The 26,764-nt window shown below is 73.4% G+C and carries 25 protein-coding genes and 2 pseudogenes; 18 read left to right on the top strand and 9 right to left on the bottom strand.

What is annotated here, in order from left to right:
* The first annotated feature begins 612 nt into the window (after positions 1-612).
* Positions 613-1,542 (top strand): GNAT family N-acetyltransferase, encoded by a 930-nt coding sequence (locus KBX37_RS18520; RefSeq protein WP_210777196.1) that lies wholly within the window; start codon positions 613-615, stop codon positions 1,540-1,542.
* Here the strand turns inward: KBX37_RS18520 and KBX37_RS18515 are convergent.
* The 3 genes and pseudogenes from KBX37_RS18515 to KBX37_RS18510 form a co-directional block, all read right to left on the bottom strand.
* Positions 1,514-2,164, bottom strand: a complete 651-nt coding sequence (locus tag KBX37_RS18515) for a futalosine hydrolase (RefSeq protein ID WP_210777195.1) — start codon at positions 2,162-2,164, stop codon at positions 1,514-1,516. The two genes, KBX37_RS18520 and KBX37_RS18515, sit on opposite strands and share 29 nt — an antisense overlap.
* Positions 2,161-2,361, bottom strand: a pseudogene (locus KBX37_RS36000) (MFS transporter); the annotation flags it as partial. The pseudogene KBX37_RS36000 and the gene KBX37_RS18515, both read right to left, overlap by 4 nt.
* Before the next feature lie 246 nt (positions 2,362-2,607).
* Positions 2,608-4,017, bottom strand: a pseudogene (locus KBX37_RS18510) (MFS transporter); the annotation flags it as partial.
* Positions 4,018-4,104: 87 nt separating this feature from the next.
* Here KBX37_RS18510 and KBX37_RS18505 point away from each other — a divergent pair.
* The gene (locus KBX37_RS18505) at positions 4,105-4,944 is read left to right on the top strand and encodes a DUF3027 domain-containing protein (protein ID WP_210777193.1); all 840 of its coding nucleotides are present in this window, start codon (positions 4,105-4,107) and stop codon (positions 4,942-4,944) included.
* Positions 4,945-4,947: 3 nt separating this feature from the next.
* On the opposite strand, the gene KBX37_RS18500 is transcribed toward KBX37_RS18505, so the two are convergent.
* On the bottom strand, positions 4,948-5,160 hold the full coding sequence (locus KBX37_RS18500; protein ID WP_218896793.1) for a DUF2530 domain-containing protein: 213 nt from the start codon (positions 5,158-5,160) through the stop codon (positions 4,948-4,950).
* Between the two features lie 134 nt (positions 5,161-5,294).
* Between KBX37_RS18500 and KBX37_RS18495 the strand changes: the two genes are divergently transcribed.
* From KBX37_RS18495 to thpR, 5 genes are all read left to right on the top strand, one after another.
* Entirely contained in the window at positions 5,295-6,773 is a 1,479-nt protein-coding gene (locus KBX37_RS18495; protein ID WP_210777192.1) for an NCS2 family permease, read from the top strand.
* Positions 6,774-6,894: 121 nt separating this feature from the next.
* Positions 6,895-7,344: a MarR family winged helix-turn-helix transcriptional regulator gene (locus tag KBX37_RS18490; RefSeq protein ID WP_172894517.1), complete on the top strand. Its 450-nt coding sequence runs from the start codon at positions 6,895-6,897 to the stop codon at positions 7,342-7,344.
* 70 nt (positions 7,345-7,414) lie between these two features.
* A complete protein-coding gene (locus KBX37_RS18485; protein ID WP_210777191.1) occupies positions 7,415-8,701 on the top strand; it encodes an MFS transporter in 1,287 nt (428 codons plus the stop codon).
* 108 nt (positions 8,702-8,809) lie between these two features.
* Positions 8,810-9,325, top strand: coding sequence for a hypothetical protein (locus tag KBX37_RS18480; protein ID WP_210777190.1), 516 nt, complete (start codon positions 8,810-8,812; stop codon positions 9,323-9,325).
* Positions 9,322-9,900, top strand: coding sequence for an RNA 2',3'-cyclic phosphodiesterase (gene thpR / locus KBX37_RS18475; protein ID WP_210777189.1), 579 nt, complete (start codon positions 9,322-9,324; stop codon positions 9,898-9,900). The genes KBX37_RS18480 and thpR overlap by 4 nt, the downstream gene beginning before the upstream one ends.
* A 62-nt stretch (positions 9,901-9,962) precedes the next feature.
* Here thpR and KBX37_RS18470 read toward each other — a convergent pair whose 3' ends face one another.
* From KBX37_RS18470 to KBX37_RS18455, 4 genes are all read right to left on the bottom strand, one after another.
* Complete coding sequence (locus tag KBX37_RS18470) at positions 9,963-10,949, bottom strand: aldo/keto reductase (RefSeq protein ID WP_210777188.1); 987 nt, start codon at positions 10,947-10,949, stop codon at positions 9,963-9,965.
* Positions 10,950-11,007: 58 nt separating this feature from the next.
* Complete coding sequence (gene sepH, locus KBX37_RS18465; protein ID WP_210777187.1) at positions 11,008-12,084, bottom strand: septation protein SepH; 1,077 nt, start codon at positions 12,082-12,084, stop codon at positions 11,008-11,010.
* Between the two features lie 123 nt (positions 12,085-12,207).
* Positions 12,208-13,338 (bottom strand): phosphoserine transaminase, encoded by a 1,131-nt coding sequence (serC, locus tag KBX37_RS18460; RefSeq protein ID WP_210777186.1) that lies wholly within the window; start codon positions 13,336-13,338, stop codon positions 12,208-12,210.
* Positions 13,339-13,727: 389 nt separating this feature from the next.
* Positions 13,728-14,834: a citrate synthase 2 gene (locus tag KBX37_RS18455; protein WP_210777185.1), complete on the bottom strand. Its 1,107-nt coding sequence runs from the start codon at positions 14,832-14,834 to the stop codon at positions 13,728-13,730.
* A gap of 272 nt (positions 14,835-15,106) precedes the next feature.
* Between KBX37_RS18455 and pdxH the strand changes: the two genes are divergently transcribed.
* The 7 genes from pdxH to KBX37_RS18420 all read left to right on the top strand — a co-directional run bounded on the left by pdxH (position 15,107) and on the right by KBX37_RS18420 (position 21,227).
* On the top strand, positions 15,107-15,736 hold the full coding sequence (gene pdxH / locus KBX37_RS18450; RefSeq protein WP_210777199.1) for a pyridoxamine 5'-phosphate oxidase: 630 nt from the start codon (positions 15,107-15,109) through the stop codon (positions 15,734-15,736).
* Entirely contained in the window at positions 15,733-17,028 is a 1,296-nt protein-coding gene (locus KBX37_RS18445; protein WP_210777184.1) for an MFS transporter, read from the top strand. The genes pdxH and KBX37_RS18445 overlap by 4 nt, the downstream gene beginning before the upstream one ends.
* A 107-nt stretch (positions 17,029-17,135) precedes the next feature.
* Positions 17,136-18,065 (top strand): aldose 1-epimerase family protein, encoded by a 930-nt coding sequence (locus KBX37_RS18440; RefSeq protein WP_210777183.1) that lies wholly within the window; start codon positions 17,136-17,138, stop codon positions 18,063-18,065.
* Positions 18,066-18,077: 12 nt separating this feature from the next.
* On the top strand, positions 18,078-18,680 hold the full coding sequence (locus KBX37_RS18435; RefSeq protein WP_210777182.1) for a nitroreductase family protein: 603 nt from the start codon (positions 18,078-18,080) through the stop codon (positions 18,678-18,680).
* Between the two features lie 179 nt (positions 18,681-18,859).
* Positions 18,860-19,165, top strand: coding sequence for a type II toxin-antitoxin system VapB family antitoxin (locus KBX37_RS18430; protein ID WP_154940070.1), 306 nt, complete (start codon positions 18,860-18,862; stop codon positions 19,163-19,165).
* 32 nt (positions 19,166-19,197) lie between these two features.
* On the top strand, positions 19,198-20,361 hold the full coding sequence (locus KBX37_RS18425; protein ID WP_210777181.1) for an acyl-CoA dehydrogenase family protein: 1,164 nt from the start codon (positions 19,198-19,200) through the stop codon (positions 20,359-20,361).
* Between the two features lie 98 nt (positions 20,362-20,459).
* A complete protein-coding gene (locus KBX37_RS18420) occupies positions 20,460-21,227 on the top strand; it encodes a DUF4230 domain-containing protein (protein WP_210777180.1) in 768 nt (255 codons plus the stop codon).
* Between the two features lie 59 nt (positions 21,228-21,286).
* Here the strand turns inward: KBX37_RS18420 and KBX37_RS18415 are convergent, their stop codons facing one another.
* Positions 21,287-21,490, bottom strand: coding sequence for a PspC domain-containing protein (locus KBX37_RS18415; RefSeq protein ID WP_154940064.1), 204 nt, complete (start codon positions 21,488-21,490; stop codon positions 21,287-21,289).
* A gap of 315 nt (positions 21,491-21,805) precedes the next feature.
* On the opposite strand from KBX37_RS18415, the gene KBX37_RS18410 reads away from it, so the two are divergent.
* The 4 genes from KBX37_RS18410 to KBX37_RS18395 are packed head-to-tail and all read left to right on the top strand — an operon-like array spanning position 21,806 to position 26,756.
* Positions 21,806-23,176, top strand: coding sequence for an L-serine ammonia-lyase (locus KBX37_RS18410; protein WP_210777179.1), 1,371 nt, complete (start codon positions 21,806-21,808; stop codon positions 23,174-23,176).
* A gap of 58 nt (positions 23,177-23,234) precedes the next feature.
* Complete coding sequence (locus KBX37_RS18405) at positions 23,235-24,062, top strand: ABC transporter permease (RefSeq protein ID WP_210777178.1); 828 nt, start codon at positions 23,235-23,237, stop codon at positions 24,060-24,062.
* A gap of 1 nt (position 24,063) precedes the next feature.
* On the top strand, positions 24,064-24,807 hold the full coding sequence (locus KBX37_RS18400; protein ID WP_210777177.1) for an ABC transporter ATP-binding protein: 744 nt from the start codon (positions 24,064-24,066) through the stop codon (positions 24,805-24,807).
* Positions 24,804-26,756: a DUF5941 domain-containing protein gene (locus tag KBX37_RS18395; protein WP_210777176.1), complete on the top strand. Its 1,953-nt coding sequence runs from the start codon at positions 24,804-24,806 to the stop codon at positions 26,754-26,756. The genes KBX37_RS18400 and KBX37_RS18395 overlap by 4 nt, the downstream gene beginning before the upstream one ends.
* Positions 26,757-26,764: the final 8 nt, after the last annotated feature.

Here is a 26,764-nt window from a genome sequence, read left to right as displayed (position 1 = left end):
CTCTTGTGACCCCGCCGCCGCGCTCGCGCTGCCCGCGCCCTCGCGCTGGCCGGGCCTTCGCGCTGGCCGGGCCTTCGCGCTGGCCGGGCCTTCGCGCTGGCCGGGCCCTCGCCCCCCGGCGCTTCACGCCGGCGCCGCCCTGCTCGCCCGCCTGCCGCGCCGCCCATCGGCCGCCCGCCCGCGCCGCCCATCGGCCGCCCCGCCCGCGCCGCCCATCGGCCGCGCCGCCGGCGCCGCTCAGCGCTCACTGGTCAGGCCGTTTCAGGACGCCTGGCACCACCTTCGCAACTCGCTTTGGAGCTGATGTCGTGAACGATTCAGCCGGGTGGGTGCCGCTGGTGGATGCGTCGGCGCCTCACCGTCCGTGCCTCACCCTCGGCAGGATGGCCGCCGCAACAACGGGCCGGTTACCCGCTGCTGCGCTTCGCGCCACCACCGGACGTCATACCGCTCACTCAGCGCGTAGAGCCGGGCGTGAGTCGTTAGCGACATCAGCTCCAAAGCGCCGCATCACCCCACCGTTGTCCCCAGCCCGGCGGGTTTTCCACAGGGTTGTCCACAGGATGGCCAGGGCTGTTGAAAGGACGCGGCGCTTGGCCGCAGCATGAGTTCGTGACGCAGACATCGCCCCGGATCGACCTGGGCCGCACGATCCGCGCGATGCGCCGCCGCGCCGATCTGAGCCAGCGGGAGCTGGCCGAGAAGGCCGGGGTACCGCAGGCGACGATCGCGCGCATCGAGTCGGGACGGGCGGTCGACCCGCGCTTCCGCACGATCGAGGCCCTGGTGGCAGCGGTGCAGGGCCGGATCGTGATGTCCGTGCCGACCGTCGGCGACGGGGTCGAGGTCGGGTGCGGCATTGAGGCTGGGCCAGCTGGCCACGGCGCGGCTGAGGAGGGTGGCGGGCAGGCGACGTGCGGGCTGCCGGCCGTACCGCACGACGAGCTGCGGGACGCGGTCGGTCGGCGCTACCCGGCACATCTGGACGCATGGCCGGTGCACGAGCCGAAGGACTGGCCGGGTGCGTGGTGGGCGGACTGGTACAACCTGCCGCCCGAGCGGTGGCCCCTGCCGCTGCCCGAGGCGACGTACGAGCGGGACCGCGGCTACCGGGACCGGCGGCGCAGGGCGGAACGGGTGCGCCGCGAGTTCTCGATACGCCAGGTCGTCGAGTCCGGCCGGTCGGCGACGTGCTGGCGGTTCGTCGCCGAGCTGCCCGACGGGGAGCTGATCGGCGAGTTGCGGGCCCACGAGCGCACGCTGCACCTGGCATACGGGGGCGACGAGTCGGTGTGGCCACGCGACCTGGTGCTCGACGGAGTGCTGGTCGCCGGCGAGCACCGGCGGCTCGGCATCGGGCGTCGGTTGCTGGACGCGTTGCTCCGGCGGATGGCGGAGGCGCGGATAGGTGCGGTGTCCGGGGTCGCCGAGGGCCCGGGCGTCAACTTCCTGGCAGCGTGCGGCTTCCGAATCGCATCGCACCGGCCCCTGGCGATGTGTCTCGCGCTGCCGGTCAGTTCAGGGCCCGGGCGGCCGCCGTGAGGGCGGTGAACGCCTCCCGCATCCGCCACGACCCCCGGTCGCGGGGGCCGATCGGGTTGGAGACGGTGCGCAGCTCGGCGAAGGGCAGGCCGGCGTGCGCGGCGGCCACCGCCACGCCGTACCCCTCCATGGCCTCGGCCACGGCGTCCGGGTGACGGTCGGCGAGGGCTCGGGTGCTCGCGGCCGTGCCGGTCACCGTGCTGACGGTCAGCACCGCGCCGACGACCGCCTCGGGGAGCGCCGCGCGCAGGGCGGCCAGCAGCTCGGGGTCGGCGTAGACGGTCGGGCCGCCACCCAGCAGCTCCGGCGGCATGCCCAGCTCGTCGACCGGGATGAACCCCTCGGGCGACTCCGCGCCCAGGTCCGCCGCCACGCTGCGGGTGCCGAGGACCGTCGCGCCGACCGCCACCCGGCCGGCGAAGCCGCCGCCGATCCCGGCGCTCACCACCGCCCGGTACGGGCGACCCGCCGCCTCGGCCAGCGTCAGCAGCCGCGCGGTGGCGGCACCGGCCACCGCCGGCCCCACCCCGACCGGCCGTACGGTCACCGTCGGGTCGGTGAGGCCGGCCCGGACCGCCTCCGCCTCGGCCGGTACGGCGGTCAGCACCAGCAGACCCGTCACGACACCGACCCTGGCGACTGCCGCCGCTGGTCGTCGTCCGCCCCGCCGGGACGCGCCACCGCCGAGGACGGCCGGTAGATGTGGTACCCGGGCGGCGCCAGCCCGGCGTCGTCGCCGGCGGTGTCGGGGGAGCGGTGGCCGGTCGGCGCCGGTGAGGTCGGCGCGGCCTGGGCGGCGGCCGCCGTGGCGGCGTCCGCCGCCGCGTCGTGATCGTGCGGACCGGCGGTGTACGGCTCGTGGCTCGGCCCGGGCCGGTCCCGACCGGCGGTGCGCGCCCCATGGGTCGGCTCAGGCCGGTCGCGACCGGCGTAGTGCGGCTCGTGGGTCGGCACGGGCCGGTCGCGACCGGCGTAGTGCGGCTCGTGGGTCGGCCCGGGCCGGCCGCGGTCCGGGCTGTCCGGCCGGTCTGAGCCCGGCGTGCTGCCTGCCGCGTCCTCCGGCACGTCGTGGTCCGCCAGTTCCTCGTCGGTGAGTGGGCGACCGATCAGCCGTTCGCCGCGCAGTCGACCGGCGACCACGATGCCCCGGACGGCGGCGAGCACGCCCACCCCGGCGGCGACCGCGATGCCCACCCGCCCCTCGAAGGGGACCAGGCCGAGACCGCCGCCGGCCACGAAGGCCAGCATCAGCGCGGTTTCCGAGTGGGCGAAGGAACTGGCCCGCAGCCGCTCCGGGATCCGCTCCTGGATCGAGGCGTCCACGGCCAGTTTGGCGATTCCGCTGGTCAGCGCGGCGACCAGGCAGAGCATCGCCACCATCGGCAGGGAGAACTTCAGCGTGGCCAGGACGGCGACCCCGGCCACGATGACCATGCTGCTCGACTGGATCGCGGCGGGCCGGTGGATGCGCAGCCGGGTGCCGAGCGCGGTGGCCAGGAAGCCGCCCACCACCAACGCCCCGCCGACCAGGCCCAGCGCCGCCTGGTCGCTGAGCTCCCGCCCGAAGAAGTCGGTGTTCAGGTCGCCCTTCTTGAGCGCGAACGCGAGGAAGAGCAGCAGGAAGCCGTAGAGCGCGCGCGGCGCCGCCGCGCCGATCAGGGTGGCGATCACCAGGCGGCCGGCCGGGCGACCCCGGCCGAGGGGCCGGTCCCGGTCGGGGTTCAGCCCGCGCCACGGGCGGGGTACCCGCTCCGGCGGCTCGGAGTCCGCCTTCGGTGGCAGCCGCAGCGCGATCACCATGCCGACCAGGAAGATCACCGAGGCCACCCGCAGCGGCCACTGCGGCCCGAACCAGAACGCGGCCAGCCCGATCGGCGCCACCAGCGCGCCGGCCACCGTGCCGTAGACGCTGGCCCGGGCCCCCACCTGGGAGAGGCCGAGCCCTTCGGGCAGCAACCGGGGCACGGCCGCCGAGCGGGCCACCCCGTACGCCCGGGAGAGCGCGAGCACGCCGAACGCGGCCGGGTACAGCCCGAGGCCGCCGATGTAGTCCGAGATCAACCAGGCCAGGAACGCCCGGCCGAGCATGGTGGTGGCCAGGGCGTACCGGCGGCCGTGCCGGAAGTGGTCGAGCAACGGGCCGACCACCGGCGCGAGCATGGCGAACGGCACCATCGTGACCAGCAGGTAGAGCGCGACCTTGCTGCGCGCCTCGCCGAGCGGGACGTCGAAGAAGATCGTCCCGGCCAGGCCGATCGCGATGAGCGTGTCACCGGCGCAGGAGACCGCGTGCAGGTCGAAGAGGCGGACCATGCCGACGTCACCGCCGGCACCCCGGGCCCGCGCCGACCCCGCCCGCCGGGTCATCCAGCGTCCTCCGCGCAGTGATCCGCGGAACAGCAGACGTACGGAGCGGATGCCCGTGCCGGCGGTCCGGCCGAGGACGGACCGCCCGGAGCGGGAGGAGAGCGGCATGTGCACCATCCTCGCCCATCTGATCCACGCCCGTCGCGCCACCCGGGGAAGACGTCATCGGGGAGTCCCTGTCAGGCGGCGACGTGCATGGGGAACAATGGACGGGTGACCAGGCCCGCCTCCACCCGCGCCGCCCGCCTCGACCAGGTCTGCGCCGCCGCCGTCGACGTGGCGCGCGACGCCATCACCGAGGTGGAGCCCTCCGACGTCGGTGATCACCTGCGCGCCGTCGCCGAGGGCGACCGGGTCGTCACGCACTACTTCGAGTGCCGGCTCGCCGGCTACCGCGGCTGGCGGTGGGCGGTCACCGTGACCCGGGTGCCGCGCAGCAAGCACGTCACGGTCTGCGAGACCGTGCTGCTGCCGGGCTCCGACGCCCTGCTCGCCCCGGGCTGGCTGCCCTGGCAGGAGCGGCTCAAGCCGGGCGACCTCGGTCCGGGCGACCTGCTGCCCACCGCGCCGGACGACGAGCGGCTCGCCCCGGGCTACCTGCTCTCCGACGACCCGGCGGTCGAGGAGGTCTCCTGGGAGCTCGGCCTCGGCCGGCCCCGGGTGCTGTCCCGCGAGGGGCGCTCCGAGACCGCCGAGCGCTGGTACGAGGGCGACCACGGCCCGTCCGCGCCGATCTCGGTGGCGGCACCCGCCGCCGCCCGCTGCGGCACCTGCGGCTTCTACCTGCCGCTGGCCGGCGCGATGCGGCAGGCCTTCGGAGCCTGCGGCAACTTCTACGCCCCGGACGACGGCCGGGTGGTCAGCGCCGACCACGGCTGTGGCGCGCACTCCGAGGCGCTGGTCGAGGCGGCGGAGTCGCCGGTCGACGAGATGCCCACGGTCTACGACGACAGCGCGGTGGAAGCCGTGTCGGTCAGTCGCGCGCCGGGCTCGGTGGAGACGGGCGAGCCGGCGGAGCCGTACGGCCACTCCTGACGGTCAGTCCCGCGGGGACGATTCGCGACGGCGGCGCCGGTTGGCGTCGTGCCGCATCATCACGGCCAGGCCGGGAAAGCCCCACAGGAAACCGGCCAGGCAGGTCCAGAGCCAGTTCTGGTGCCCGTGTTCGGTGAGCCAGCCCCGGAAGAAGACCAGCAGGACGAGGCCGACGACCGCCCAGGCGATCAGCCCGGCGACCGCGAACGGGACCATCGGCGGGTCGAGCGGCTCGGGCCGCGGCGCTTGCTCCTGTGGCACGGGGGAAAGCGTACGCGACCAACTTTTCCTGCCCTGCCGTGATCTGGGACGATGCGCGCGACAACGGAAGATCACCTGCGAGGGACCTGATGGCCATTGCGCCGCCGGACAACGGCACTCCACCCGATCCCGCCCAGCCCCGCACCGGTTTCGACCGGTTCTTCGAGATCTCCGCCCGTGGTTCGACGATGAGCCGCGAGGTTCGGGGCGGTCTGGCGACCTTCTTCACGATGGCGTACATCGTGGTGTTGAACCCGCTGATCCTGGGCGGCGCGGTCGACGGTGACGGCAAGAAGCTCTCGATCCCCGCACTGGCCGCCGCGACCGCCCTGGTCGCCGGCCTGATGACGATGCTGATGGGCGTCGTCGGACGATTCCCGATGGCGCTGGCCGCCGGCCTGGGCGTGAACGCGCTGGTCGCGTACGAGATCGCGCCGGAGATGACCTGGGCGGACGCGATGGGCCTGGTGGTGATCGAGGGTGTGATCATCGCCGTGCTGGTCCTCACCGGCCTGCGCACCGCGGTCTTCCGCTCGGTCCCCACCCAGCTGAAGACGGCCATCGGCGTCGGCATCGGTCTCTTCCTCACCATCATCGGCCTGGTCGACGCCGGCTTCGTCCGGCGGCTTCCGGACGCGGCCAACACCACCGTGCCGGTGGGCCTGGGCATCAACGGCAAGATCGTCAGCTGGCCGATGCTGGTCTTTGTGGTCGGCCTGCTGGTGACCCTGGTGCTGGTGGTACGCCGGGTGCGCGGCGCGATCCTGATCGGCATCCTGGCCTCGACCGTGCTGGCGATCATCGTGGAGGCGGTCGCCAACGTCGGGCCGTCCTTCGTCGACGGCAAGCCCAACCCCAAGGGCTGGTCGCTGAACGTGCCGGAGCTGCCCAAGCAGGTCGTGGACGTGCCCGACCTGTCACTGCTGGGCAACTTCAACGTGCTGGACTCGTGGAGCCGGGCCGGCTGGCTGGTGCCGCTGATGTTCGTCTTCACCCTGCTGATCACCGACTTCTTCGACACCATGGGCACGATGGTGGCGATCGGCCAGGAGGGGGACATGCTCGACGAGCGGGGCACCCCGCCGCGGGCCAAGGAGATCCTGCTGGTCGACTCGATCGCCGCGGCGGCCGGTGGCGCGGCGAGCGTCTCCAGCAACACGTCGTACATCGAGAGCGCCGCCGGTGTGGCGGAGGGCGCCCGGACCGGCGTGGCCAACCTGGTCACCGGCGCCCTTTTCCTGCTGGCGATGTTCCTGGCGCCGCTGTCGGTGGTGGTGCCCTTCGAGGCGGCCTCGACGGCGCTGGTGGTGGTCGGCTTCCTGATGATGACCGCGGTGCGCACCATCGACTGGACCGACTACGAGATCGCCATTCCGGCGTTCCTCACCATCACCTTCATGCCGTTCACCTACTCGATCTCCAACGGCATCGGCGCCGGCGTCATCAGCTACGTGGTGCTGAAGCTGGCCAAGGGGAAGGCGCAGGACATCCACCCGCTGCTCTACGGGGTGGCCGCGCTGTTCGTGCTCTACTTCCTGCGCGGGCCGATCGAGTCCGTGGTGCAGTAGCTCCACCGCCGATCCGGGCCGGGGCCGAAATCGGATACCCGGCCCGGAGCAGCACAAACTTCCTCGTGAGCATGGTCATATCGCATGTCGTTAGCCAGGCTCATTAGTTATGCTAACTACTGTGACGGAGCGGACGGTGACGGCGAAACGCGTGCCACCGGCGCAGCTGGCCCCTCAGCTGCGTGATGCGATCACCCGACTCAACCGACGGGTCCGACAGGCCCGGCCGGTCGGCGACCTGACGGTCACCCAGCTCTCCGCGCTCACCAGCCTCAAGCTGGCGGGCGCGCTGACGCCCCGGGAACTGGCCGACGTCGAGCGGGTGCAGCCACCGACGATGACCAAGATCGTCGCGAAGTTGGAGGAGCGTGGCCTCGTGCAGCGCACCCCCCACCCGACCGACGGTCGTCAGGTCATCCTGGCGGCGACCGAGGGGGGCCTGGCCGTGCTCGAACAGTTCGAGCGGGCCCGCAACGAGTGGCTGGCCAGCCGGCTCGCCGCGCTCACGGAGGACGAACGCGACACGCTACGGCGCGCCGCCGAGATCCTCCAGCAGCTCGCCAGAGCCTGACCGCACCCGTACCTCGGGGTCCGCACCGTCCGTCGTGGATGAGGCGTACCACCGAGGAGGCGCACCAAGAGTGCAGGCGAAGCTGACGACGATGTTCCAGTCCCTACAGGTCCGTAACTACCGGCTATTCGCATCCGGGCAGCTGATCAAGCTGATCGGCGTCTGGATGATGTTCATCGCCCAGGACTGGCTCGTCCTCGAGCTCTCCAACGACTCCGCCACCGCGCTCGGCGTGGTGACGGCACTCCAGTTCACCCCGGTGCTGCTGCTCACCCTGCTCTCCGGCCGGCTCGCCGACCGGTACGACAAGCGACTGCTGCTCTTCGTCGCCAACGCCTTCTGGACGGTGCTCGCGCTCGGGATGAGCGTGCTGGTCCTCACCGACCTGGTGCAGCTCTGGCACGTCTTCGCCTTCGCCGCCCTGCTCGGCGTCGCCAACGCCGTCGAGACCCCGGTCCGGCAGGCGTTCGTCTCCGAGCTGGTCGGTATGTCCCTGCTGCCCAACGCGCTCTCGCTCAACGCGGCGGTGTTCAACTCGGCGCGGATCGTGGGCCCGGCCGTGGCCGGCCTGGCCATCGCCGCCTTCGACGTCGGCCCGGTGTTCCTCTTCACCGCGGTCAGCTCGATCGCCCCACTGGCCACCGTGGTACGGATGCGCCCCGCCGAACTGCACCGCAAGGACCTGCTGCCGGTCGGCGAGCGGGACTCGGCCAAGGTCGTCGACGGGCTGCGGTACGTCTTCCGCCGTCCCGACCTGCTGCTGCCGATGGCGGTGATGTCGGTCGTCGGGATGACCCTGTTCAACTTCCAGCTCACCCTGGCCGCGCTGGCCAAGACCGTGTTCCGTACCGGTGCCGCCTCGTTCGGCCTGTTCAGCACCGCGCTGGCGATCGGGGCCCTGGTCGGGGCGCTGGCCGGCACCGGGCGGCGCAGCCGCCCCTCGGTCTGGGTGGTGCTCGGCGCGGCGGTCGGTTGTGCCGCCTTCGGCACCCTGGTCGGGCTGGCACCGGCGTACTGGCTGGTGGTGGCGCTGCTGCTGCCCACCGGCTTCTTCATGGTCTTCTTCGCCCAGGCCGCCAACCAGCGGGTCCAGCTCGGCGTCGACGCCGCCTTCCGGGGCCGGGTGATGGCCCTGTGGGTGCTGGTCTTCCTCGGCACCAACCCGGTCGGCGCCCCGCTGATCGGCTGGGTCGCCGAGACCTACGGCGCCGGGGCGAGCATCTGGATGGGTGGCCTGATCTCGCTGGCCACCGCCCTGCTCGCGCTCACCTGGCAGCTCCGGCGGTCCGGCGCCCGACTGCGCTTCCGGGTGCTGCCCATGCCCCGCTTCTACGTGGTCTCGTCGCCCGACTGCTGACCGACGCGCCGCCGGCCCGCCCCCCGCCACGCGGAAAGGTGGGCCGGTTTCGCGTCCGGATACGGCAATCCGGTGGCGGGAGCCGGGCGTGGGCCTTAGCGTCGATATGTGGCAGGCGGTGGCGCACTGACGCTGGTACTGGCGATCCTCGCCGTGGCATGTCTGCCGGCGGCGTTCGCCCTGCTCTTCTGCCTCGACGAGATCTTCGACCGGGTGGCCTGCGGCTGGGCCGAGTGGCGCGACGGGCGACGCGAGCGCCGCACCATCGCCCGGCTGGACCGGGCGATCGAGGCGGACGCCCTCACCCGCGACATCGACCTGACCCAGCTCGACCGGGTCGACCGGCAACCCCTGGAACGCATCGCCGCCGACCTGCGCCGCCTCGGCGGGCACCGGCTCGCCGCCCGCGGCCGCTCGGTGGTCTGGCACGCCTCGGTCATCGACGCGTACGACGACCGGCTCCGGGCCGCCTGCCGGGCCCTGGCGATCACCGAGCACCTCACCGAGCTGGAGGGCGTGGACCGGGAGATCGAGCGGGTCCGGGTCGAAGGACTGCTCGCCCAGGCGGGGCTGGCACTGCCGGCCGCCGCCGCCGGCCGCCGACCCCGTCACCGGCGGGCGTGAGACTCTTCGTCGCGGTCTACCCGCCGCCCGCCGCGGTCGCTCACCTGACCGACCGGCTCGCCGGGCTGCGGATCGGCGCCGCCTCCGCCGCCGGCATCAACGTCCGCCTCGCCGACCCGGCGAACCTGCACGTCACGCTCGCCTTCCTCGGTGACGTGGAGGCGGACCGCCTGGTCGACGTGGAGAGCACCCTCGGGCTCGCCGCCGAGACGTCCCGCGCGGGGCGCGTCGGCGCACCCCGGCTCCGGCTCGGCGGGGGCGGCCGGTTCGGTCGGGGCCGCTTCACCGTGCTCTGGGTGGACCTGCTCGGCGATGTCGAGGCGCTGCACGTGCTGGGCCGGCTGATCCGGATGGGGCTGCGCCGCAACCGCCTCCCGCACGACGAGAAGCCGTTCCGCCCGCACCTCACGATCGCCCGCCCCGGCGACCGGATCGACCCGACCGACGTGGCGGCCGACCGCGCCGCGCTCGGCGGCTACGAGGGGCCGGAGTGGCCGGCGACCGAGCTGGTGCTGGTCCGCAGCCACCCCGGCCCCCAGCCGACGTACGACCGGCTCGCCGCCTGGCCGCTCTGACCGGCCCCGGAGCCTGGTGCGGTCCCGACCTGCGGCGTGAGGTCACCGGTGTCGGGGGTGGGTCACCAGGCCCAGGCCTCCGGGCCGGGGCCACCGTTGCCGACCGGCGGGAACAGCTCGTCGAGGCGCTTCTCCGTCGCGTCGTCGATGTCGACGGTCAACGCGCCCAGGCTCCGGTCGAGCTGGTCCACGGTGCGCGGGCCGATGATCGGGGCGGTCACCCCGGGCCGGGAGAGCAGCCAGCCCAGCGCCACGTCGGCCGGGTCGTGCCCGAGGTCCGCGCAGAGTTTCTCGTACGCCTCGATGGTCGTCCGGTGCTCGGCCAGCGCGTCGGCGGCGCGCCCGCTGGCACCCCGCGCGGCACCGCCCTCGGCCATCTTGCGCAGGACCCCGCTGAGCAGTCCGCCGTGCAGCGGCGACCAGGGGATGACGCCCAGCCCGTAGTGCTGCGCGGCGGGGATCACCTCCAGCTCGACGTGCCGGGTGAGCAGGTTGTAGATGGACTGCTCGGCGACCAGACCGAGGAAGTTGCGCCGGCCCGCCGCCGCCTGCGCCTGGGCGATGTGCCAACCGGCGAAGTTGGACGATCCGACGTAGATCACCTTGCCTTGGGCGACCAGGGTCTCCATCGCCTGCCAGATCTCCTCCCATGGCGTGCTCCGGGAGACGTGGTGCATCTGGTACAGGTCGATCACGTCGGTCTGGAGCCGGCGCAGCGAGTCCTCGCAGGCCCGGATGATGTGCCGGGCGCTCAGGCCCTGCTCGTTGGGCCAGTCGCCCATCTTGCCGTAGACCTTGGTGGCGAGGACTACCTTGTCGCGCCGGCCGCCGCCCTGGGCGAACCAGCGGCCGATGATCTGCTCGGTGATCCCCTCACCGGTCTGCCAGCCGTACACGTTGGCGGTGTCGAAGAAGTTGATGCCGTGTTCCAGCGCCCGGTCCATGATGGCGAAGCTGTCCGGCTCGGTGGTCTGCGGCCCGAAGTTCATCGTGCCGAGGCAGAGCCGGCTCACCGACAGACCGGTGCGTCCCAGATTCGTGTACTCCATGGGTCCACCCTGGCACGCGCGCACTTAGAGTGCCTCGCGTGCCAGGGTGCCCGTTGGATCAGGAGGACTCGCGGGCCGCCGGGCCGGTGCCGAAGAGGACGTCGTCCCAGCTCGGCAGCCGCTTGCGCGGCTTGCCGGAGGCGTCGGTCGACTCGCCGCCGGCCGCCGCGGCACCCGTACGGCGGGGCCGGAGCACCGCCAGCGACGGTACGGCCGGGACCTCCTTCGGCGCGTCCGAGTCGTCGTCGAACGCCGAACCCTGACCGCCGCCGAGCAGTGCCGCCGCGCCTCCGCCAACGGCCCGCTGCCGGGGTGCGTCGGCGCCGGCCAGCGCGGCCGGGGAGCGCGGGTCGAGCCCGCGACCCGAGGTGCCGCCGAGCGGCCGGTCGAGGGAGGCGAGCAGGGCGTCCCGCCCGGCCCGGATCGGGTCCCGCCCGGAACGGCTGTGCTCGCCGGCCGCCGGCAGGCCGTGCCCGCCCCGGCTCGGCTCGCCGCGCGACGGGCCGGGCAGCGCGTGCCCACCCCGCTCCGGCGCCGGCTCCTGGCCGAGGATCGGCGTCGGACGCTCGGCGCACAGATATTGCGCCATGTCGTCGTGCGGGGTGACGTTCTGCCGCAGCTTGTCGAGGTCCCAGACCGCCTGCGCGGTGGCCTTGCCCGACGGCCAGGTGGCGATGATCCGCCAGGTGCCGTCGTCGCGCCGGTACGCGTCCCAGGAGATCTTCTCGGTGTCTATCCCGTGCTGGGCCAGCCGGCCGTTGACCACCTCGGCCAGCGGGGTCGGCTTCTCGGCGCCCTTGAGCCGGGTGCGCCGGGCGTGCTGGGCGAGCATGGCCCGCTCCTGGAGCACCGGGCCGGCGTAGCGCAGCACCCGGTCGACCGGGACACCCGCGATGCGGGCGACGTCCTCGGCGGACTCGCCGGAGCGGATCCGGGCCTGGATGTCCCGTGGGGAGAGCGACGGCGTCGGGTCGGCGGCGGTCGGCACCACCGCGAGCGGCGCCGCGCCGGGCTCGGCGTGCAGCACCGTGGCGATGCGTTCGTCGATGGGGAGGGCGAGCAGGCGCCCGACCTCGTCGGCGAGCACCAGAGCCTGGCCGTCCTCGGAGAGGGCGACGAAGCGTACTGGGCGCATGGCGTAGCCTCCGTCCCGCTTCGCTGGCCGTCACGCCACGAGCCGGCCACCCGGGCGTCCTCGGACCACCGTACGCTCTCGTACCCGAAGGTGGGGGATGCGACACCCGCATGTCGTGACTGTCTACTGGAGCCGGTCCACCACGTAGTCGATGGAGGCGGTCAGCGCCTCCACGTCGGCCGGCTCGACCGCCGGGAAGAGCGCGACGCGGAGCTGGTTGCGGCCCAGCTTCCGGTACGGCTCGGTGTCCACGATGCCGTTGGCGCGCAGCGCCTTGGCGATCGCCGAGGCGTCCACCCCGTCGGCGAAGTCGATCGTGGCGACCACGTTGGACCGCAGCGCCGGGTCGGCGACGTACGGCGTGGCCACGGCGGAGCGCTCGGCCCAGCCGTACACGATGCCGGCGCTCTCGGCGGTGCGCTTGGCCGCCCAGGTCAGCCCGCCCTGCGAGTTCATCCAGTCGGTCTGCTCGGCGGCCAGGAAGATGGTGGCCAGCGCCGGCGTGTTGTACGTCTGCTCCAGCCGCGAGTTGTCGATCGCGGTGACCAGGTCGAGGAAGGCCGGGATGTAGCGGCCGGATCCCTTGATCTCGGTGGCCCGCTCCAGCGCGGCCGGCGACATCAGGGCCAGCCAGAGGCCACCGTCGGAGCCGAAGCACTTCTGCGGCGCGAAGTAGTAGACGTCGGTCTCGCCGACGTTGACCTCCAGGCCGCCCGCGCCCGAGGTGGCGTCGACCAGCAGCAGCGAGCCGGGGTCGGCGCCGGGCACCCGGCTGATCGGCACCGCGACGCCGGTGGACGTCTCGTTGTGTGGGGTGGCGTAGACGTCCACGCCGGCCTCGGCGACCAGCGTCGGCGCGGTGCCCGCCGAGGACTTGCGGACCGTCGGCTCGCCGAGGAACGGCGCGTCGGCGACCGACTTGGCGAACTTCGCGCCGAACTCGCCGAAGCTGGCGAACTGGGCGCGGTCGCGGACCAGGCCGAAGGTGGCGACCTCCCAGAAGGCGGTGGTGCCACCGTTGCCGATGATCACCTCGTAGCCCTCGGGGAGGGAGAAGAACTCGGCGATCCCCCGGCGCAGCCGGGCCACCTCGTCGCGGACGGTCTTCTGCCGGTGCGAGGTGCCCAGGTAGCTGGTGGCCACGTCCGCGAGTGCGGAGACGGCCGCCGGACGGACCTTGGACGGCCCGCAGCCGAACCGCCCGTCGGCGGGCTTGATGTCGTCGGGAATCCGGATGGTCGGTGCGTCAGCCACGGTTGTCGAGATCCTTCCGCATGGGCGAGGGCGGGCCCTTCACCGGGCGGGGACCTGCGGCGGACGCGTGCGCGGGCGCACGGGCGGCCGGGATCCAGCCCGGTCCGGCGGCACTGCCGAGCCTTCATCCTCGCACCTCGTCCGGGCCGTCCGGCGGCTGGTCCCGTCCCGTGCGCTGAGGGATGCGCCACAACCAGCCGCCGCGGCCGGGCGGACCGGCCGGTCGGCCGACCGCTAGATCGACTCCGTGTCGGCGATGTGGCGGTGTCGCGGCGGCTCGGATACCGCCATGTCGCCGACATGGCGAGCCGACGCCGACGTCAGCGCCGGGCCGGGGGCGCGAAGGGGCCCCGTCCGCGCGGACGGGGCCCCTTCGACGGGTACGCGGGTCAGACGCCGTGCGGGATGGCGTCCCAGCCCTCGACCTCGCTGGGCTTGCGGCTGCCCGGCCCGACGTAGCGGGCGGACGGCCGGACCAGCCGCTGGAGCCTCTTCTGCTCCAGGATGTGCGCGCTCCAGCCGCCCATCCGGGCGCAGGTGAACATCGAGGTGAACATGTGCGCGGGCACCTCGGCGAAGTCCAGCACCACGGCCGACCAGAACTCGACGTTGGTGGCGAGCACCCGGTCCGGGCGGCGGGCCTGGAGCTCGGCCAGCGCGGCCTTCTCCAGCGCCTCGGCGATCTCGAAGCGCGGCGCGCCCAGCTCCTTGGCGGTCCGGCGCAGCACGCGGGCGCGCGGGTCCTCGGCCCGGTAGACCCGGTGGCCGAAGCCCATCAGCCGCTCGCCGCGGTCGAGGACGCCCTTGACGTACCCCTCGGCGTCGCCGCTGCGCTCGACGGCCTCCAGCATGCTCAGCACCCGGCTCGGGGCGCCGCCGTGCAGCGGGCCGGAGAGCGCGCCGATGCCGGAGGAGATGCAGGCCGCGGCGTCGGCGCCGGTGGAGGCGACGATCCGGGTGGTGAAGGTGGAGGCGTTCAGGCCGTGCTCGGCGGCCGAGATGAAGTACGCGTCGACGGCCTTGACGTGCCGCGGGTCCGGCTCGCCGCGCCAGCGCTTCATGAAGCGCTCGACGATCGTCTCGGCCTTGTCGATCTCCTTCTGCGGCACGGCGGGCAGGCCGAGGCCGCGAGCCGACTGGGCGACGAAGGACAGCGCGGTCACCGAGACCCGGGCCAGGTCCTCGCGGGCCTGCTCGTCGGAGATGTCCAGCAGCTGGTCCAGCCCCCAGTACGGGGCCAGCATGGCGACCGCGGACTGCACGTCGACGCGGATGTCGCCGGAGTGCACCGGCACCGGGAACGGCTCCGCCGGCGGCAGGCCCGGGCCGAACCGCCCGTCGACCAGCAGCGCCCAGACGTTGCCGAAGGAGACCTGGCCGATCAGATCCTCGATGTCGACGCCGCGGTAGCGCAGCGCGCCACCCTCGCGGTCCGGTTCGGCGATCTCGGTCTCGAAGGCTACGACGCCCTCCAGGCCCGGTTTGAAGTCAGACATGTCGTCTCCTGGCTTCCGGCTCGGTGCGCCCTCGCGGGCTCAGTCCGGCCCAGACCTTAGGCGACCCTCAGGGATGGTTTCGTGACATCTTGCCTGCTCGGTAACCAAATGCGCGACCCACTGCGACTGTGCCGCACGTGACATCCCCGCCGGTGGAGGCCGTCACGTCCTCGGTGACACTCTTCCGTGGGGGCTGGCCAGCGTCGGGGGACGCGGGCGCCGCCGCGAGGGGGAGAAGGAACGTGACGGGCGACACACCGCCGCCGGCGGCAATGCGTAACGAGTACGCCGCCGACCTGGGCCTTTCGGAGGCCGATCTGGCCGCGGACTGGTACACCCAGTTCGACCGCTGGTTCGCCGACGCGGTCGCCGCCGGGCTGCCCGAGCCGAACGCGATGATCGTCGGCACCGCCGACGCCGCCGGCCGCCCCAGCGGCCGCACCGTGCTGCTCAAGGGCTACGACCCGGAGGGCTTCGTCTTCTACACCAACTACACCTCCCGCAAGGGCGGCGAGGCGACCGCCAACCCGCACGCCAGCCTGGTCTTCCCCTGGTTCCCGATGCAGCGGCAGGTGGTCGTCGCCGGTCCGGTGCAGCGGGTCGACCGGGCGGAGACGGAGGCGTACTTCGCCAGCCGGCCCCGCGGGTCGCAGCTCGGGGCCTGGGCCAGCGCCCAGTCCCGGGTGATCGGAGACCGGGCGGCGCTGGACGAGGCGTACGAGGCGGTGGTGGCGCGCTTCGCCGACGTGGCGCAGATCCCCGCGCCGCCGCACTGGGGCGGCTTCCGGGTCCGGCCCGAGTCGGTGGAGTTCTGGCAGGGGCGGGTGAGCCGGCTGCACGACCGGCTGCGGTTCCGCCGGACCGACGGCGGCGACTGGGTCGTGGAGCGGTTGGCCCCGTGACCGCGACCAGGGAGACCCGGCCGCGCGGGGCGCGCCGCTGGGCGATCGACCTGCGTCCGCTGGCGGTGCCCGAGTTCCGGCGGATCTGGCTCGGCGGCGGCATCGCGATGCTCGGCTTCCAGTTCACGGCGGTGGCCGTGCCGGTGGAGATGTACGCGCTGACCCGGGACTCGTTCTGGGTCGGCCTGCTCGGGATCGCCGCATTCCTGCCGCTGCTGGTCTTCGGGCTCTGGGGTGGGGCGGTCGCCGACGCCCGGGACCGGCGGGGCGTGCTGCTGGCCAGTCAGGCGCTGCTCTGGGCGTCGATGCTGGCGCTGCTGCTGCAGGCGGTGCTCCGGGTGGGCAGTCCGGTGCTGCTGCTGGCCCTGGTGGCCCTCCAGTCGGTCGGCTTCGCGGTCAGCGGGGCGGCCCGCACGGCGAGCCTTCCCCGGCTCGTCCCGGCCGAGCTGGTGCCGGCCGCGAGCACGCTGAACTTCACCACGTACACCGCCGCGTCGGTGGCCGGGCCGCTGCTGGCCGGGCTGATCTTCGCGAGCTGGCGGACCGACGTCGCGCTGCCGATCGCGTACGGCCTGGACACGGTCCTGTTCACCGCCGCCGTCTGGGCGACCGTACGGATGCCGGCGCTGCCGCCCGAGCCGGACCCGGACGGTGACGGTAGCCCGCGCAAGGCCGGCCTGGCCAGCATCGTCGACGGGCTCCGCTACCTGGCGACCACGCCGGTGCTGATGCTCTCGTTCGCCATCGACCTGATCGCGATGGTCCTGGCCATGCCCCGGGCGCTCTTCCCCGAGGTGGCCGAGGAGCGGTTCGGCGGCGCCGCGGCGGTCGGCTGGCTGTACGGCGCGATCTCGCTCGGCGCGATGCTCGGTGGGCTCACCTCCGGCTGGATCGGCCGGCTCCGCCGGCAGGGCCTGGTGCTGGTGGTGGCGGTGGTCGGCTGGGGCCTCGCGGTGGCGGCGGCCGGGCTGGCCCGCCAGCTCTGGCTGGTGGTCCTGCTGCTCGCCCTGGCCGGGGCGTCCGACCTGGTCAGCGCGGTGCTGCGGCAGTCGATGCTGCTGGTCTACGCGCCGGACCGGATGCGCGGCCGGCTCCAGGGCGTCAACACGGTGGTCATCGCCGGCGGGCCGCGCCTGGGCGACCTGCGCGCCGGCGCGGTGGCGGCCGGGTTCGGCACCGGCGTGGCCTGGGTGGGCGGGGGCCTGGTCTCCGCGGTGCTCGCCGTCGCGCTGGTGGTGGTCTTCCCGGCGCTGCTGCGCTACCGGGCCACCCCGGCCGCCGACCGGGACTGAACCGTCCGCCGCCGGCGGGCGGGTCGCGGCGGACCGGGCGACCGCTGGGCGGGAAGCGGCTCGGCTGGTCCGACGGGGGCGGGGGCGGGCGACTAAGGTCGCCAGACATGGAGAAGGCCGGAACCCGCCCGCCGTCCGGGACACAGTGGACCATTGCCGCCGACGGCCACGAGGCGGTCATCGTCGAGGTCGGTGGTGGGCTGCGGTCGTACCGGCACGACGGCGTGGACTACGTCGACGGGTACGCCGTCGACGAGATCTGCCCCGGCTCCGCCGGGCAGGTGCTGGCGCCCTGGCCGAACCGGATCCGCGACGGGCAGTACACCTTCGGGGAGCGCTCGTTGCAGCTCGACCTGAGCGAGCCGGCCAAGCGGAACGCGATCCACGGCCTGGTCAACTGGGTGTCGTGGCACCTGGTCGAGCAGTCCGCCGACGCGGTCACCGTCGGGTACGACCTGCCGCCGACCCCGGGCTACCCGTGGGCACTGCAGCTGCGGAACCGGTGGAGCGTCGGCGCGGGCGGCCTGCGGGTCGAGCACGAGGTGACGAACCTCGGCGCGGAGGACGCCCCGTACGGCTACTCGATGCACCCCTACCTGCGACTGCCCGGCGTGCCGGTGGACGAGGTGTCGCTGCGCGTACCGGGGCGGATCCGGGTGCTGCTGGACGGCCGCCTGCTCCCCGTCGCCGCCACGCCGGTGGCCGGCACCGAGTACGACTTCACCGAGCCCCGCCCGATCGGCGACGCGGTGCTCGACCTGGCCTTCGGCGACCTGGTGCGGGACGCCGACGGGGGCTCGGCGGTGACCCTGGCCGCCCCGGACGGCTCCGCCGCGGTGCACATCTGGGCGGACCGGGAGTTCGGTTGGTGGCAGGTCTTCACCGGGGACACGCTGACCGGGGAGCGGCACCGGCGGTCGGTGGCGGTGGAGCCGATGACCTGCCCGGCGGACGCGTTCCGCTCCGGCAAGGACCTGATCACGCTGAAGCCCGGCGGCACCTGGCAGGGCGCCTGGGGCCTGCGGCCCGGCGTCTGAGCGGCGGGGGGCATGGAGTTCGGCGAGGTCGTCCGGCGACGGCGGATGGTGCGCAACTACGACCCGGACCGTCCCGTCCCGCCGGACGTGGTGGACCGGCTGCTCGACCACGCGGTGCGGGCGCCGTCGGCCGGGTTCGCACAGGGCTGGGGCTTCCTGGTGCTGGAGACCCCGGAGGACCGGGAGCGGTTCTGGACGGCGGCCACCCCGGGCGGCGGCGGCCGGGAGCGCTGGCTGGCCGGGATGCGGCGGGCCCCGCTGATCGTGGTGCCGCACGCCAACCGCTCCGCCTACCTGGAGCGCTACGCCGAGCCGGACAAGGGCTGGGCGGACCGGGCGACGGACCGCTGGCCGGTGCCCTACTGGTACGTCGACACCGGCTTCGCCGCGCTGCTCATGCTGCTCACCGCCGTCGACGAGGGGCTGGGGGCCTGCTTCTTCGGCATCCCGCCGCAGCGGCTGGACGCCTACCGCGAGGCGTTCGGGGTGCCCGAGGAGTACCAGCCGATCGGCGCGGTGACCGTGGGTTACCGAGCGCCCGACCACCGGTCACCGTCACTGCGTCGGGGGCGTCGACCGGTCGGCGAGGTGGTCCGGCGCGGCCGGTGGAGTTGAGCGTGGTTCACGCGGTCCGGGGTGGGTATCGGCGGTAGGGAAACCGACATGAGGGAGCAAAACGCAGTGTGGCGGAGGCGGTTAGGCTGGCACGGTCATCGGTGCCGCACCGCGCGGCGCCACGGCGTGACCCGGCTCCGCGCCGTCGGTCGGCCCGGCCACGGGGAGGGGAGCGTGCTGTGATCTTCAGAGCGGTCCGGGACGGGCGTCCGTACCCGGAGCACAACTTCACGCTCAAGCAGTGGGCGGAGATCCCGCCGCGCCCGCTGCGGCTGGACCAGCTCATCACCACCAAGCGGGAGTTGGCGCTGGACAAGCTCCTCGCCGAGGATTCGACCTTCTACGGCGACCTCTTCCCGCACGTCGTGCAGTGGAACGGCGGGCTCTACCTGGAGGACGGGCTGCACCGGGCGCTGCGCGCGGCGTTGCAGCAGCGCAACCAGATCCACGCCCGGGTGTTGGTGCTGGGCGGCCAGGAGGGATGACGCCCTCCTGACGACTCGTTAAGGTGGCCCCCATGACCGCACCCCTGGACCTGCTCGACGTCGATGCCTCGCTGAGCGAGGAGGAGCGGCAGATCCGCGCCGTCGTGCGCCAGCTCGTCGACGACCGGGTACGCCCGCACGTCGCCGACTGGTACGAGCAGGGCCACGTGCCGGCCCGCGAGCTGGCCCGGGAGTTCGGCAAGCTCGGCCTGCTCGGCATGCACCTGACCGGGTACGGCTGCGCCGGCGCCTCGGCGGTCGCGTACGGGCTGGCCTGCCTGGAGCTGGAGGCCGGCGACTCCGGCATCCGCTCGCTGGTCTCGGTGCAGGGCTCGCTCGCCATGTACGCCATCTGGCGCTACGGCAGCGAGGAGCAGAAGCAGCGCTGGCTGCCGGCGATGGCGGCCGGCGAGGCGATCGGCTGCTTCGGCCTGACCGAGCCCGACCACGGCTCCGACCCGGCCTCGATGGCCACCCGGGCGCGCCGCGACGGCGACGACTGGGTGCTCAACGGCGCCAAGATGTGGATCACCAACGCGCCGATCGCCGAGGTCGGCGTGATCTGGGCGCGCACCGACGAGGGCGTACGTGGTTTCGCCGTACCCATGGACACGCCGGGGGTGACGGCGCGCGAGATCCGGCAGAAGATGTCGCTGCGCGCCTCGCTGACCGGCGAGATCGCCCTCGACGACGTCCGGCTGCCGGCGGACGCCCAGCTGCCCGGGGCGATCGGGCTGAAGGCCCCGCTGAGCTGCCTGACCGAGGCCCGGCACGGCATCGTCTGGGGCGCGCTCGGCGCGGCCCGCGACTGCCTGTCGACGGCGCTGGACTACGCGATCACCCGGACCCAGTTCGGCCGGCCGCTGGCCGGCTTCCAGCTCACCCAGGCCAAGCTCGCCGACATGGCCGTCGAGTGGAACAAGGGCTACCTGCTGGCGCTGCACCTGGGGCGGCTCGCCGACGCCGGGAAGCTGCGCCCGGAGCAGGTCAGCGTGGGCAAGCTGAACAACGTGCGGGAGGCGTTGGCGATCGCCCGCCAGTGCCGGACGATCCTCGGCGCGAACGGCGTCTCGGGCGAGTACCCGGTGATGCGGCACGCCAACAACCTGGAGAGCGTGCTGACCTACGAGGGCACCTCGGAGATCCACCAGCTGGTCATCGGGCAGAAGCTGACCGGGGTCTCCGCCTTCGCCTGAGCGGCGCTTCACCCGATCGGGTCGCTCGACGCGCGGGTGTCGTAGCCGGCACGTACCGTCATCGCTAGACGACGTGTCTGACGAGGACGGTGAGGGCCATGGCCCGCGACGGTGACATCAACGAGCCCACCAGGGAGTTCCCCGGCTACCCGACCGCCGACACGCTTCCGGCCCGGTCGGACGACACCTCCCCGCCGCAGCCGCGTGGGTCGGCGCCCTCCGGCGGGCCCTCCCCCCGGGGCCTGCTCGTGTGGCTGGGCGCGGCGGCGCTGGCGGTGGTGGTGCTGCTCGGCGCCCAGGCGACCGGGATCTTCCCCGACTTCCGCAACCCCTTCGCCAAGGAGCAGACCGACCGCAGCCAGCCGCCGCTGCTCAAGTCGATCCAGGACCTCAGCCGCTACGTCGCCGCCGAGGGCAACTTCCAGGTCGTGGTCGACCTGCAGAACGACCGCAACAACGTGCCCGATTTCCTGCTCAACCAGCGGACCCTCTTCGTCGGGGCGGGCAGCGTGGAGGCGTACGTCGACTTCACCAGGATCTCCGAGGGGGCGGTGGTCGAGTCCGCCGACGGCAAGTCCGTCGAGATCAAGCTGCCGGCGCCGCAGCTCGGCAAGACCAACCTCGACCTGCAGAAGAGCTACGTCTTCGCCGAGGAGCGCGGCCTGCTCAACCGGCTCAACGACCTGGTCAAGGGTGACCCCAACCGGCAGCAGCAGGTCTACCAGCTCGCCGAGGAGCGGATCACCGCGGCGGCCCGGGACAGCGGGCTGACCCAGCGCGCCGAGGAGAACACCCGCAAGATGCTGGAGGGCCTGCTCCGCTCGCTCGGCTACGAGAAGGTCACCGTCACCTACGCCGCACCCTGACTCTGAAACCGGCAGCGCCCGCCCCGAGATGCCGGGGCGGGCGCTGCCGTGCGGGGAGGTCAGTAGCGGGTGGCGGCGCGGTCCTCGTTCGGCATCAGCACCCAGAGGACCAGGTAGACGATCACCTGGGTGCCGGGCAGCAGCAGCGACAGCAGGAACAGCAGCCGGATCATGAACGCCGAGGTGTTGAACCGGCGGGCCAGGCCGGCGCAGACGCCGGCGAGCATGCGCCCCTCGCGGGGCCGGACCAGTTTGCGACTCATCGTGGTACTCCCACTCTGCGGCGATCCGCCGCTCTGGAACCAACGGTAGGAAGGGGTGGCCACCGCGCCCTCCGTCGGAAGTCGGATCCGGCGGCCCCTCACCCGTAGGTGGTTACCCGCGCCGCCTCCGCCTGACGCACTCTGGAAGGTGTCGTCACCTGCGGCGGAAGGGCGGGAGGTGCGGCGGGCGGGTAGGCTCGCCGGTCGGATGCCGTCCACCACCCCGGGCGGTGCCGACGGCCGCCGGAGACCCCGGCGGGCGGAACCCGGGTCGGACCCGGCACCACCGGGCGCGACGGCGAGGAAAGTGCAGCCATGATCAGTGTTTTCGACCTCTTCAGCGTCGGCATCGGGCCGTCCAGCTCGCACACCGTGGGCCCGATGCGGGCCGCCCGGACGTTCGTCGCCGGGTTGAAGGGCGACGGGCTGCTCGCCGACGTCGTCCGGGTTCAGGCCGAACTGTTCGGGTCGCTCGGCGCCACCGGTCACGGCCACGGCAGCGACCGGGCCGTGCTGCTCGGGCTGGAGGGCGAGGCGCCGGAGACGGTCGACACCGACACCGTCGGCCCCCGGGTGGCCACGATCCGCGCCGAGGGCCGGCTGCACCTGCTCGGCGTGCAGGAGATCGACTTCGACCCGGACCGGGACCTGGTGCTGCACCGCCGCCGGTCGCTGCCGTACCACCCGAACGGGATGACGTTCGCGGCCTACGACGCCGCCGGCGCGCAGGTCAGGGCCCGTACCTACTACTCGGTGGGCGGCGGGTTCGTGGTGGACGAGGCGGCCGCCGGGGCGGACCGGATCAAGCCCGACACGACCCGGGTGCGCTACCCCTTCTACACCGGCGCCGAGCTGCTCGACGTGACCGCCGCGACCGGGCTGTCGATCAGCGAGGTGATGCTGGCCAACGAGTGCTCCTGGCGCAGCGAGGCCGACGTGCGGGCCGGCCTGCTGGAGATCTGGCGGGTGATGCGGGAGTGCGTGGTGGCCGGCTGCGAGCACGACGGCGTCCTCCCCGGTGGGCTGAAGGTCCGCCGCCGCGCCGCCGAGCTGCGCCGGAGCCTGGAGGCGGAGACCGACTCCACCGACCCGCTGCGCGCGATGGACTGGGTGACGCTCTTCGCCCTCGCCGTCAACGAGGAGAACGCCGCCGGCGGTCGGGTGGTGACCGCCCCCACCAACGGCGCGGCCGGCATCATCCCCGCGGTGCTGCACTACTACACCCGGTTCACGCCGGACGCCGACGACGACGGGGTGGTCCGCTTCCTGCTGGCCGCCGGCGCGATCGGCGTGCTGTTCAAGGAGAACGCCTCGATCTCCGGCGCCGAGGTCGGCTGCCAGGGCGAGGTCGGCTCGGCCTGCTCGATGGCCGCCGCCGGGCTGGCCGAGGCCCTCGGTGGCACGCCGGCCCAGGTGGAGAACGCCGCCGAGATCGGCATGGAGCACAACCTCGGGCTGACCTGCGACCCGGTCGGTGGGCTGGTGCAGATCCCGTGCATCGAGCGGAACGCGGTGGCTAGCATCAAGGCGATCACCGCCACCCGGTTGGCGCTGCGTGGGGACGGGGTGCACGCCGTCTCGCTGGACAAGGTCATCAAGACCATGCGGGAGACGGGCGCCGACATGAAGGTCAAGTACAAGGAGACGGCGCGCGGCGGCCTGGCCGTCAACGTGATCGAGTGCTGAGGGGCGTTCGTTCACCGACTGCTAACCTGTCGTCCGTCCTGGGAGGCGGGAGGCGACGGTGACCGCTGGCGTCGCGGCGTTGTGGTCGCACCGCAACTCGCTGCGGATCCTGGTCAAGCGGGACCTCGCGGTGAAGTACCAGCAGTCGGTGCTCGGCTACTTCTGGTCGCTGATCGAGCCGCTGGGCATGGGGGCGATCTACTTCTTCGTCTTCGGCGTGCTCTACTCCGGCGACACCGAGCGGCACCTCGGGCAGGCCGCCGAGTCGTACCCGCTCTTCCTGATCACCGGCATCTTCGCCTGGATGTGGACCAGTTCGGCGCTGAGCGAGGCGACCAACGCGCTGACCGGGCAGTCCCGCCTGATCACCACGATGAACGTGCCCCGGCAGGTCTTCCCCATCGGCCGGGTCACCGGCCGGTTCGCCGAGTACGCCGCCGGCCTGCCGATCCTCTTCGCCGTCGCCGCCGTCTACGCCGCGCACGGCAGGATCCACCCCGGCTGGTCGCTGCTCGCCCTGCCGCTGGCCGTGCTGGTGCAGGCCACCCTGCTGGTCGGGCTGTCGCTGCTGCTCTCGGCGGTCAACGTGCTGATGCGCGACGTCGAGCGCTTCATGCGGCTGATCATCCGGGTGCTCTTCTACGCCACGCCGATCATCTACCCGCTGAGCCTGGTCCGGGAGTCCGGGATGCCGGGCTGGGTGAAGGTCGGCTACGAGCTCAACCCGCTGGTCGGCATCTTCCAGCTCCAGCACGCGATCTGGTACCCGGACGAGTTCCCCGACGCCCGGCTGCTGGCCACCACGGTCGCCGGCAGCCTGCTGCTGCTGGTCGCCGGCTGGTGGGCGTTCCGCCGGCTCGAACCCGCCGTGCTCAAGGAGCTGTGAGGTGGCGCCGATCATCGAGGCCGAGGGCCTCGGTATCCGCTTCGTCCGCAACCGCCGGCGGCAGCTGCGGCTGCGTGAGCTGTTCATCCACCGGGGCGGGCGGGGCGCCGCGCCCGGGCAGTTCTGGCCGCTTCGGGACGTCTCCTTCACCGTCGAGCCCGGCGAGACGGTCGGCGTGATCGGGCGCAACGGCACCGGCAAGAGCACCCTGCTGCGGCTGATCGCCGGGGTGCTCATCCCCGACGAGGGGCGGATCCGGGTGCGCGGCGACGTCGCGCCGCTGCTGGAGCTCTCCGCCGGCTTCTCCAACGACCTCACCGGGCGGGAGAACCTCTACCTCGTCGGCGGCCTGCACGGGCTGTCGTCGGCGTACCTGAAGCGGAACTTCGACGACATCGTCTCGTTCGCCGGCGAGCAGGTGGAGCGGGCCATCGACACCTCGGTCCGGCACTACTCGTCCGGGATGAAGGTCCGGCTCGGGTTCGCCATCATCTCCCACCTGCCGCACCCGATCCTGCTGATGGACGAGGTGACCGCGGTGGGTGACGCGGAGTTCCGCAAGAAGTGCTATTCGACGATCGACCGACTGCTCGCGGAGGGGCGCACCTTGGTGCTGGTGTCACACAACGAGAAGGACCTGACCCGGTTCTGCCGTCGGGGGCTCTACCTCGACGGCGGGCGGCTGACCGTGGACGGCACAGTCGCGGAGGCGCTCGACGCGTACCACGCCGCGGTCCCGCGGTGACGCTCGCGATCGTGCTCGCCGCCGGTGCGCCGGCCGCGGGCCTGCCCACCGGCGCCGGGGAGCCGCTCGCCGACCGGCTGGCCGCCCAGTGGCGCCGGGCCGGGGCGGACGAGGTGCGCGCCGCCGCCGACCTGGCCGAGCTGGCCGCCCTGGTGGGCGCCGCCACCGGCCCGGTGATCGTCAGCGGGGCCGACCTGGTCGCGCACACCGCCGTACTGAAGCACCTGGCGACCAGCCCGGTCGGCCCGACGGTGGCCCTGGTGCTCACCGACCCGCCGGTCCCCGGCCGCACGGCGGTGCGCGAGGAGCGCGGCCAGGTGGTCGAGGCCGGGCCGGAGCTGGCCGACGCCACCGGCGTCTTCGGCGGCGCGCTGCGGGTCGGCGTGGAGGACCTGCCGGCGCTGGCGGCCGCCGCCCGGGCCGCCGCCGCCCGGCCCGCGACCGGGCCCGCCGTGGACGGGCTCTTCGCCGCGCTCACCGCGCTCGGCACGCTGACCTTCGCCCACCGGGTACGCCTGCTCGTGGCGCACCGGGTCGGCGACGCCGCCGGGCTGCCCGCCGCCGAGGCGGCGCTGGCGGGGGTGGACGAGGACAAGGCCGAGCTGCGGCTCTCGGTCAAGGAACGGGACGACTTCTTCACCACCTACTTCGTCAGCACCTGGTCGCCGTACGTGACCAAGGCGGCGGCCCGGATCGGCCTTGGGCCTACCGGCGTGACCATGCTGTCGGTGCTCCTCGCGGTCGCCGCAGCGGTGCTGTTCGCGGTGGGCGGCCGGCCCGCGCTGGTCAGCGGGGCGGTGCTGCTCTACCTCGGCTTCGTGCTCGACTGCGTGGACGGTCAGCTGGCCCGCTACACCCGGCACTTCAGCGCCTGGGGCGGTTGGCTGGACACGATGGCCGACCGGGCGAAGGAGTACGTGGTCTACGCCGGCCTCGGCTACGGGGCGACGCACGCCGGCTTCCGGTACGGCTGGGCTCTCGCCATCGCCGCGATGACGCTGCAGACCGTGCGGCACATGACCGACACCTGGTACGGCGTGCTGCACGACGAGGCGGCCCGCCGGCCGAAGACGGCCGTGGGCGGGGGTGGCGGGGGCATCGGTGACCGGCTGAACGCCGCCTCGACCCGGGTGCAGGCCGACACCGGCTCGGTGTCGTACTGGTTGAAGCGGACGGTGGTCTTCCCGATCGGCGAGCGGTGGGCGCTGATCGCGCTGACCGTGGCGCTGTTCAACCCGCTGGTCAGCCTGGTCGCGGTGCTGGTCTGGGGGACGCTGGCGTTCGCGTACACCGGGGCGCTGCGCACCTTGCGGGCCCGCTGGATGTGGGTGCCGGTGCTGGACACGGTCGACGCCACGCTGCACCGCGACGACGGTCCGCTGGCGGCGCGGCTGCCGGTGGTTCGCCCGATGGGCCCGCTGACGCTGGCGGTGCTGGCGGCGCTGGGTCCGGCGGCGCTGCTGGTCGCGGCGCTGCTGACCGACGACGGCGGGCTGCGCTGGTGGGTGCCGGTGGCGCTGCTGGTGCTGCTGGTCGCCGGGCTGGGGGCCGGCGCGGCGCACAACGGGCCGCTGGACTGGCTGGTCCCGGCCGCCCTACGGGCCGGGGAGTACCTGTTCGCCATCGCCGTCGGGGTGGTCGGCGGCGCGCCGGCCTGGCTGGTCTTCGCGTACGTCCTCGTGCTCACCCTGCACCACTACGACCTGACCGCCCGGCTGGAGAAGCGGCAGGCGGCCCCGCCGCTGCACCGCTGGACGCTGGGCTGGGAGGGGCGGTCGGTGCTGCTGGCACTGGCGGCGATCGTCGGAATTGTGAGTATCAGTCTGGCTACACTCGGTACGTACCTTCTCGTGGGATTCGTGGCGAGTGTCGTCCTGGCCTGGGTCGTCCTGCCGGCCCGCGCCGCGCGGGTGACGGCCGTCCCGGTCGGAGGCGGTTCGCCGGGCTGACCAAGGGG

It is taken from the genome of Micromonospora sp. U56, from assembly GCF_018070095.1.
In the GTDB taxonomy this organism is placed as follows: Bacteria; Actinomycetota; Actinomycetes; order Mycobacteriales; family Micromonosporaceae; genus Micromonospora; species Micromonospora purpureochromogenes.
Note: the sequence above shows the minus strand (reverse complement) of the source record. Positions and strands in the feature narration are given on the sequence as shown.

Bases quoted from the DNA above. Each gene is read 5' to 3' on its own strand.
- KBX37_RS18505 (WP_210777193.1), top strand. From the start codon at position 4,105: ATGGGGAACAATGGACGGGTGACCAGGCCCGCCTCCACCCGCGCCGCC.
- KBX37_RS18500 (WP_218896793.1), bottom strand. From the start codon at position 5,160: ATGGTCCCGTTCGCGGTCGCCGGGCTGATCGCCTGGGCGGTCGTCGGC.
- KBX37_RS18495 (WP_210777192.1), top strand. From the start codon at position 5,295: ATGGCCATTGCGCCGCCGGACAACGGCACTCCACCCGATCCCGCCCAG.
- KBX37_RS18470 (WP_210777188.1), bottom strand. From the start codon at position 10,949: ATGGAGTACACGAATCTGGGACGCACCGGTCTGTCGGTGAGCCGGCTC.
- sepH (WP_210777187.1), bottom strand. From the start codon at position 12,084: ATGCGCCCAGTACGCTTCGTCGCCCTCTCCGAGGACGGCCAGGCTCTG.
- KBX37_RS18455 (WP_210777185.1), bottom strand. From the start codon at position 14,834: ATGTCTGACTTCAAACCGGGCCTGGAGGGCGTCGTAGCCTTCGAGACC.
- pdxH (WP_210777199.1), top strand. From the start codon at position 15,107: ATGCGTAACGAGTACGCCGCCGACCTGGGCCTTTCGGAGGCCGATCTG.
- KBX37_RS18440 (WP_210777183.1), top strand. From the start codon at position 17,136: ATGGAGAAGGCCGGAACCCGCCCGCCGTCCGGGACACAGTGGACCATT.
- KBX37_RS18435 (WP_210777182.1), top strand. From the start codon at position 18,078: ATGGAGTTCGGCGAGGTCGTCCGGCGACGGCGGATGGTGCGCAACTAC.
- KBX37_RS18425 (WP_210777181.1), top strand. From the start codon at position 19,198: ATGACCGCACCCCTGGACCTGCTCGACGTCGATGCCTCGCTGAGCGAG.
- KBX37_RS18420 (WP_210777180.1), top strand. From the start codon at position 20,460: ATGGCCCGCGACGGTGACATCAACGAGCCCACCAGGGAGTTCCCCGGC.
- KBX37_RS18415 (WP_154940064.1), bottom strand. From the start codon at position 21,490: ATGAGTCGCAAACTGGTCCGGCCCCGCGAGGGGCGCATGCTCGCCGGC.
- KBX37_RS18410 (WP_210777179.1), top strand. From the start codon at position 21,806: ATGATCAGTGTTTTCGACCTCTTCAGCGTCGGCATCGGGCCGTCCAGC.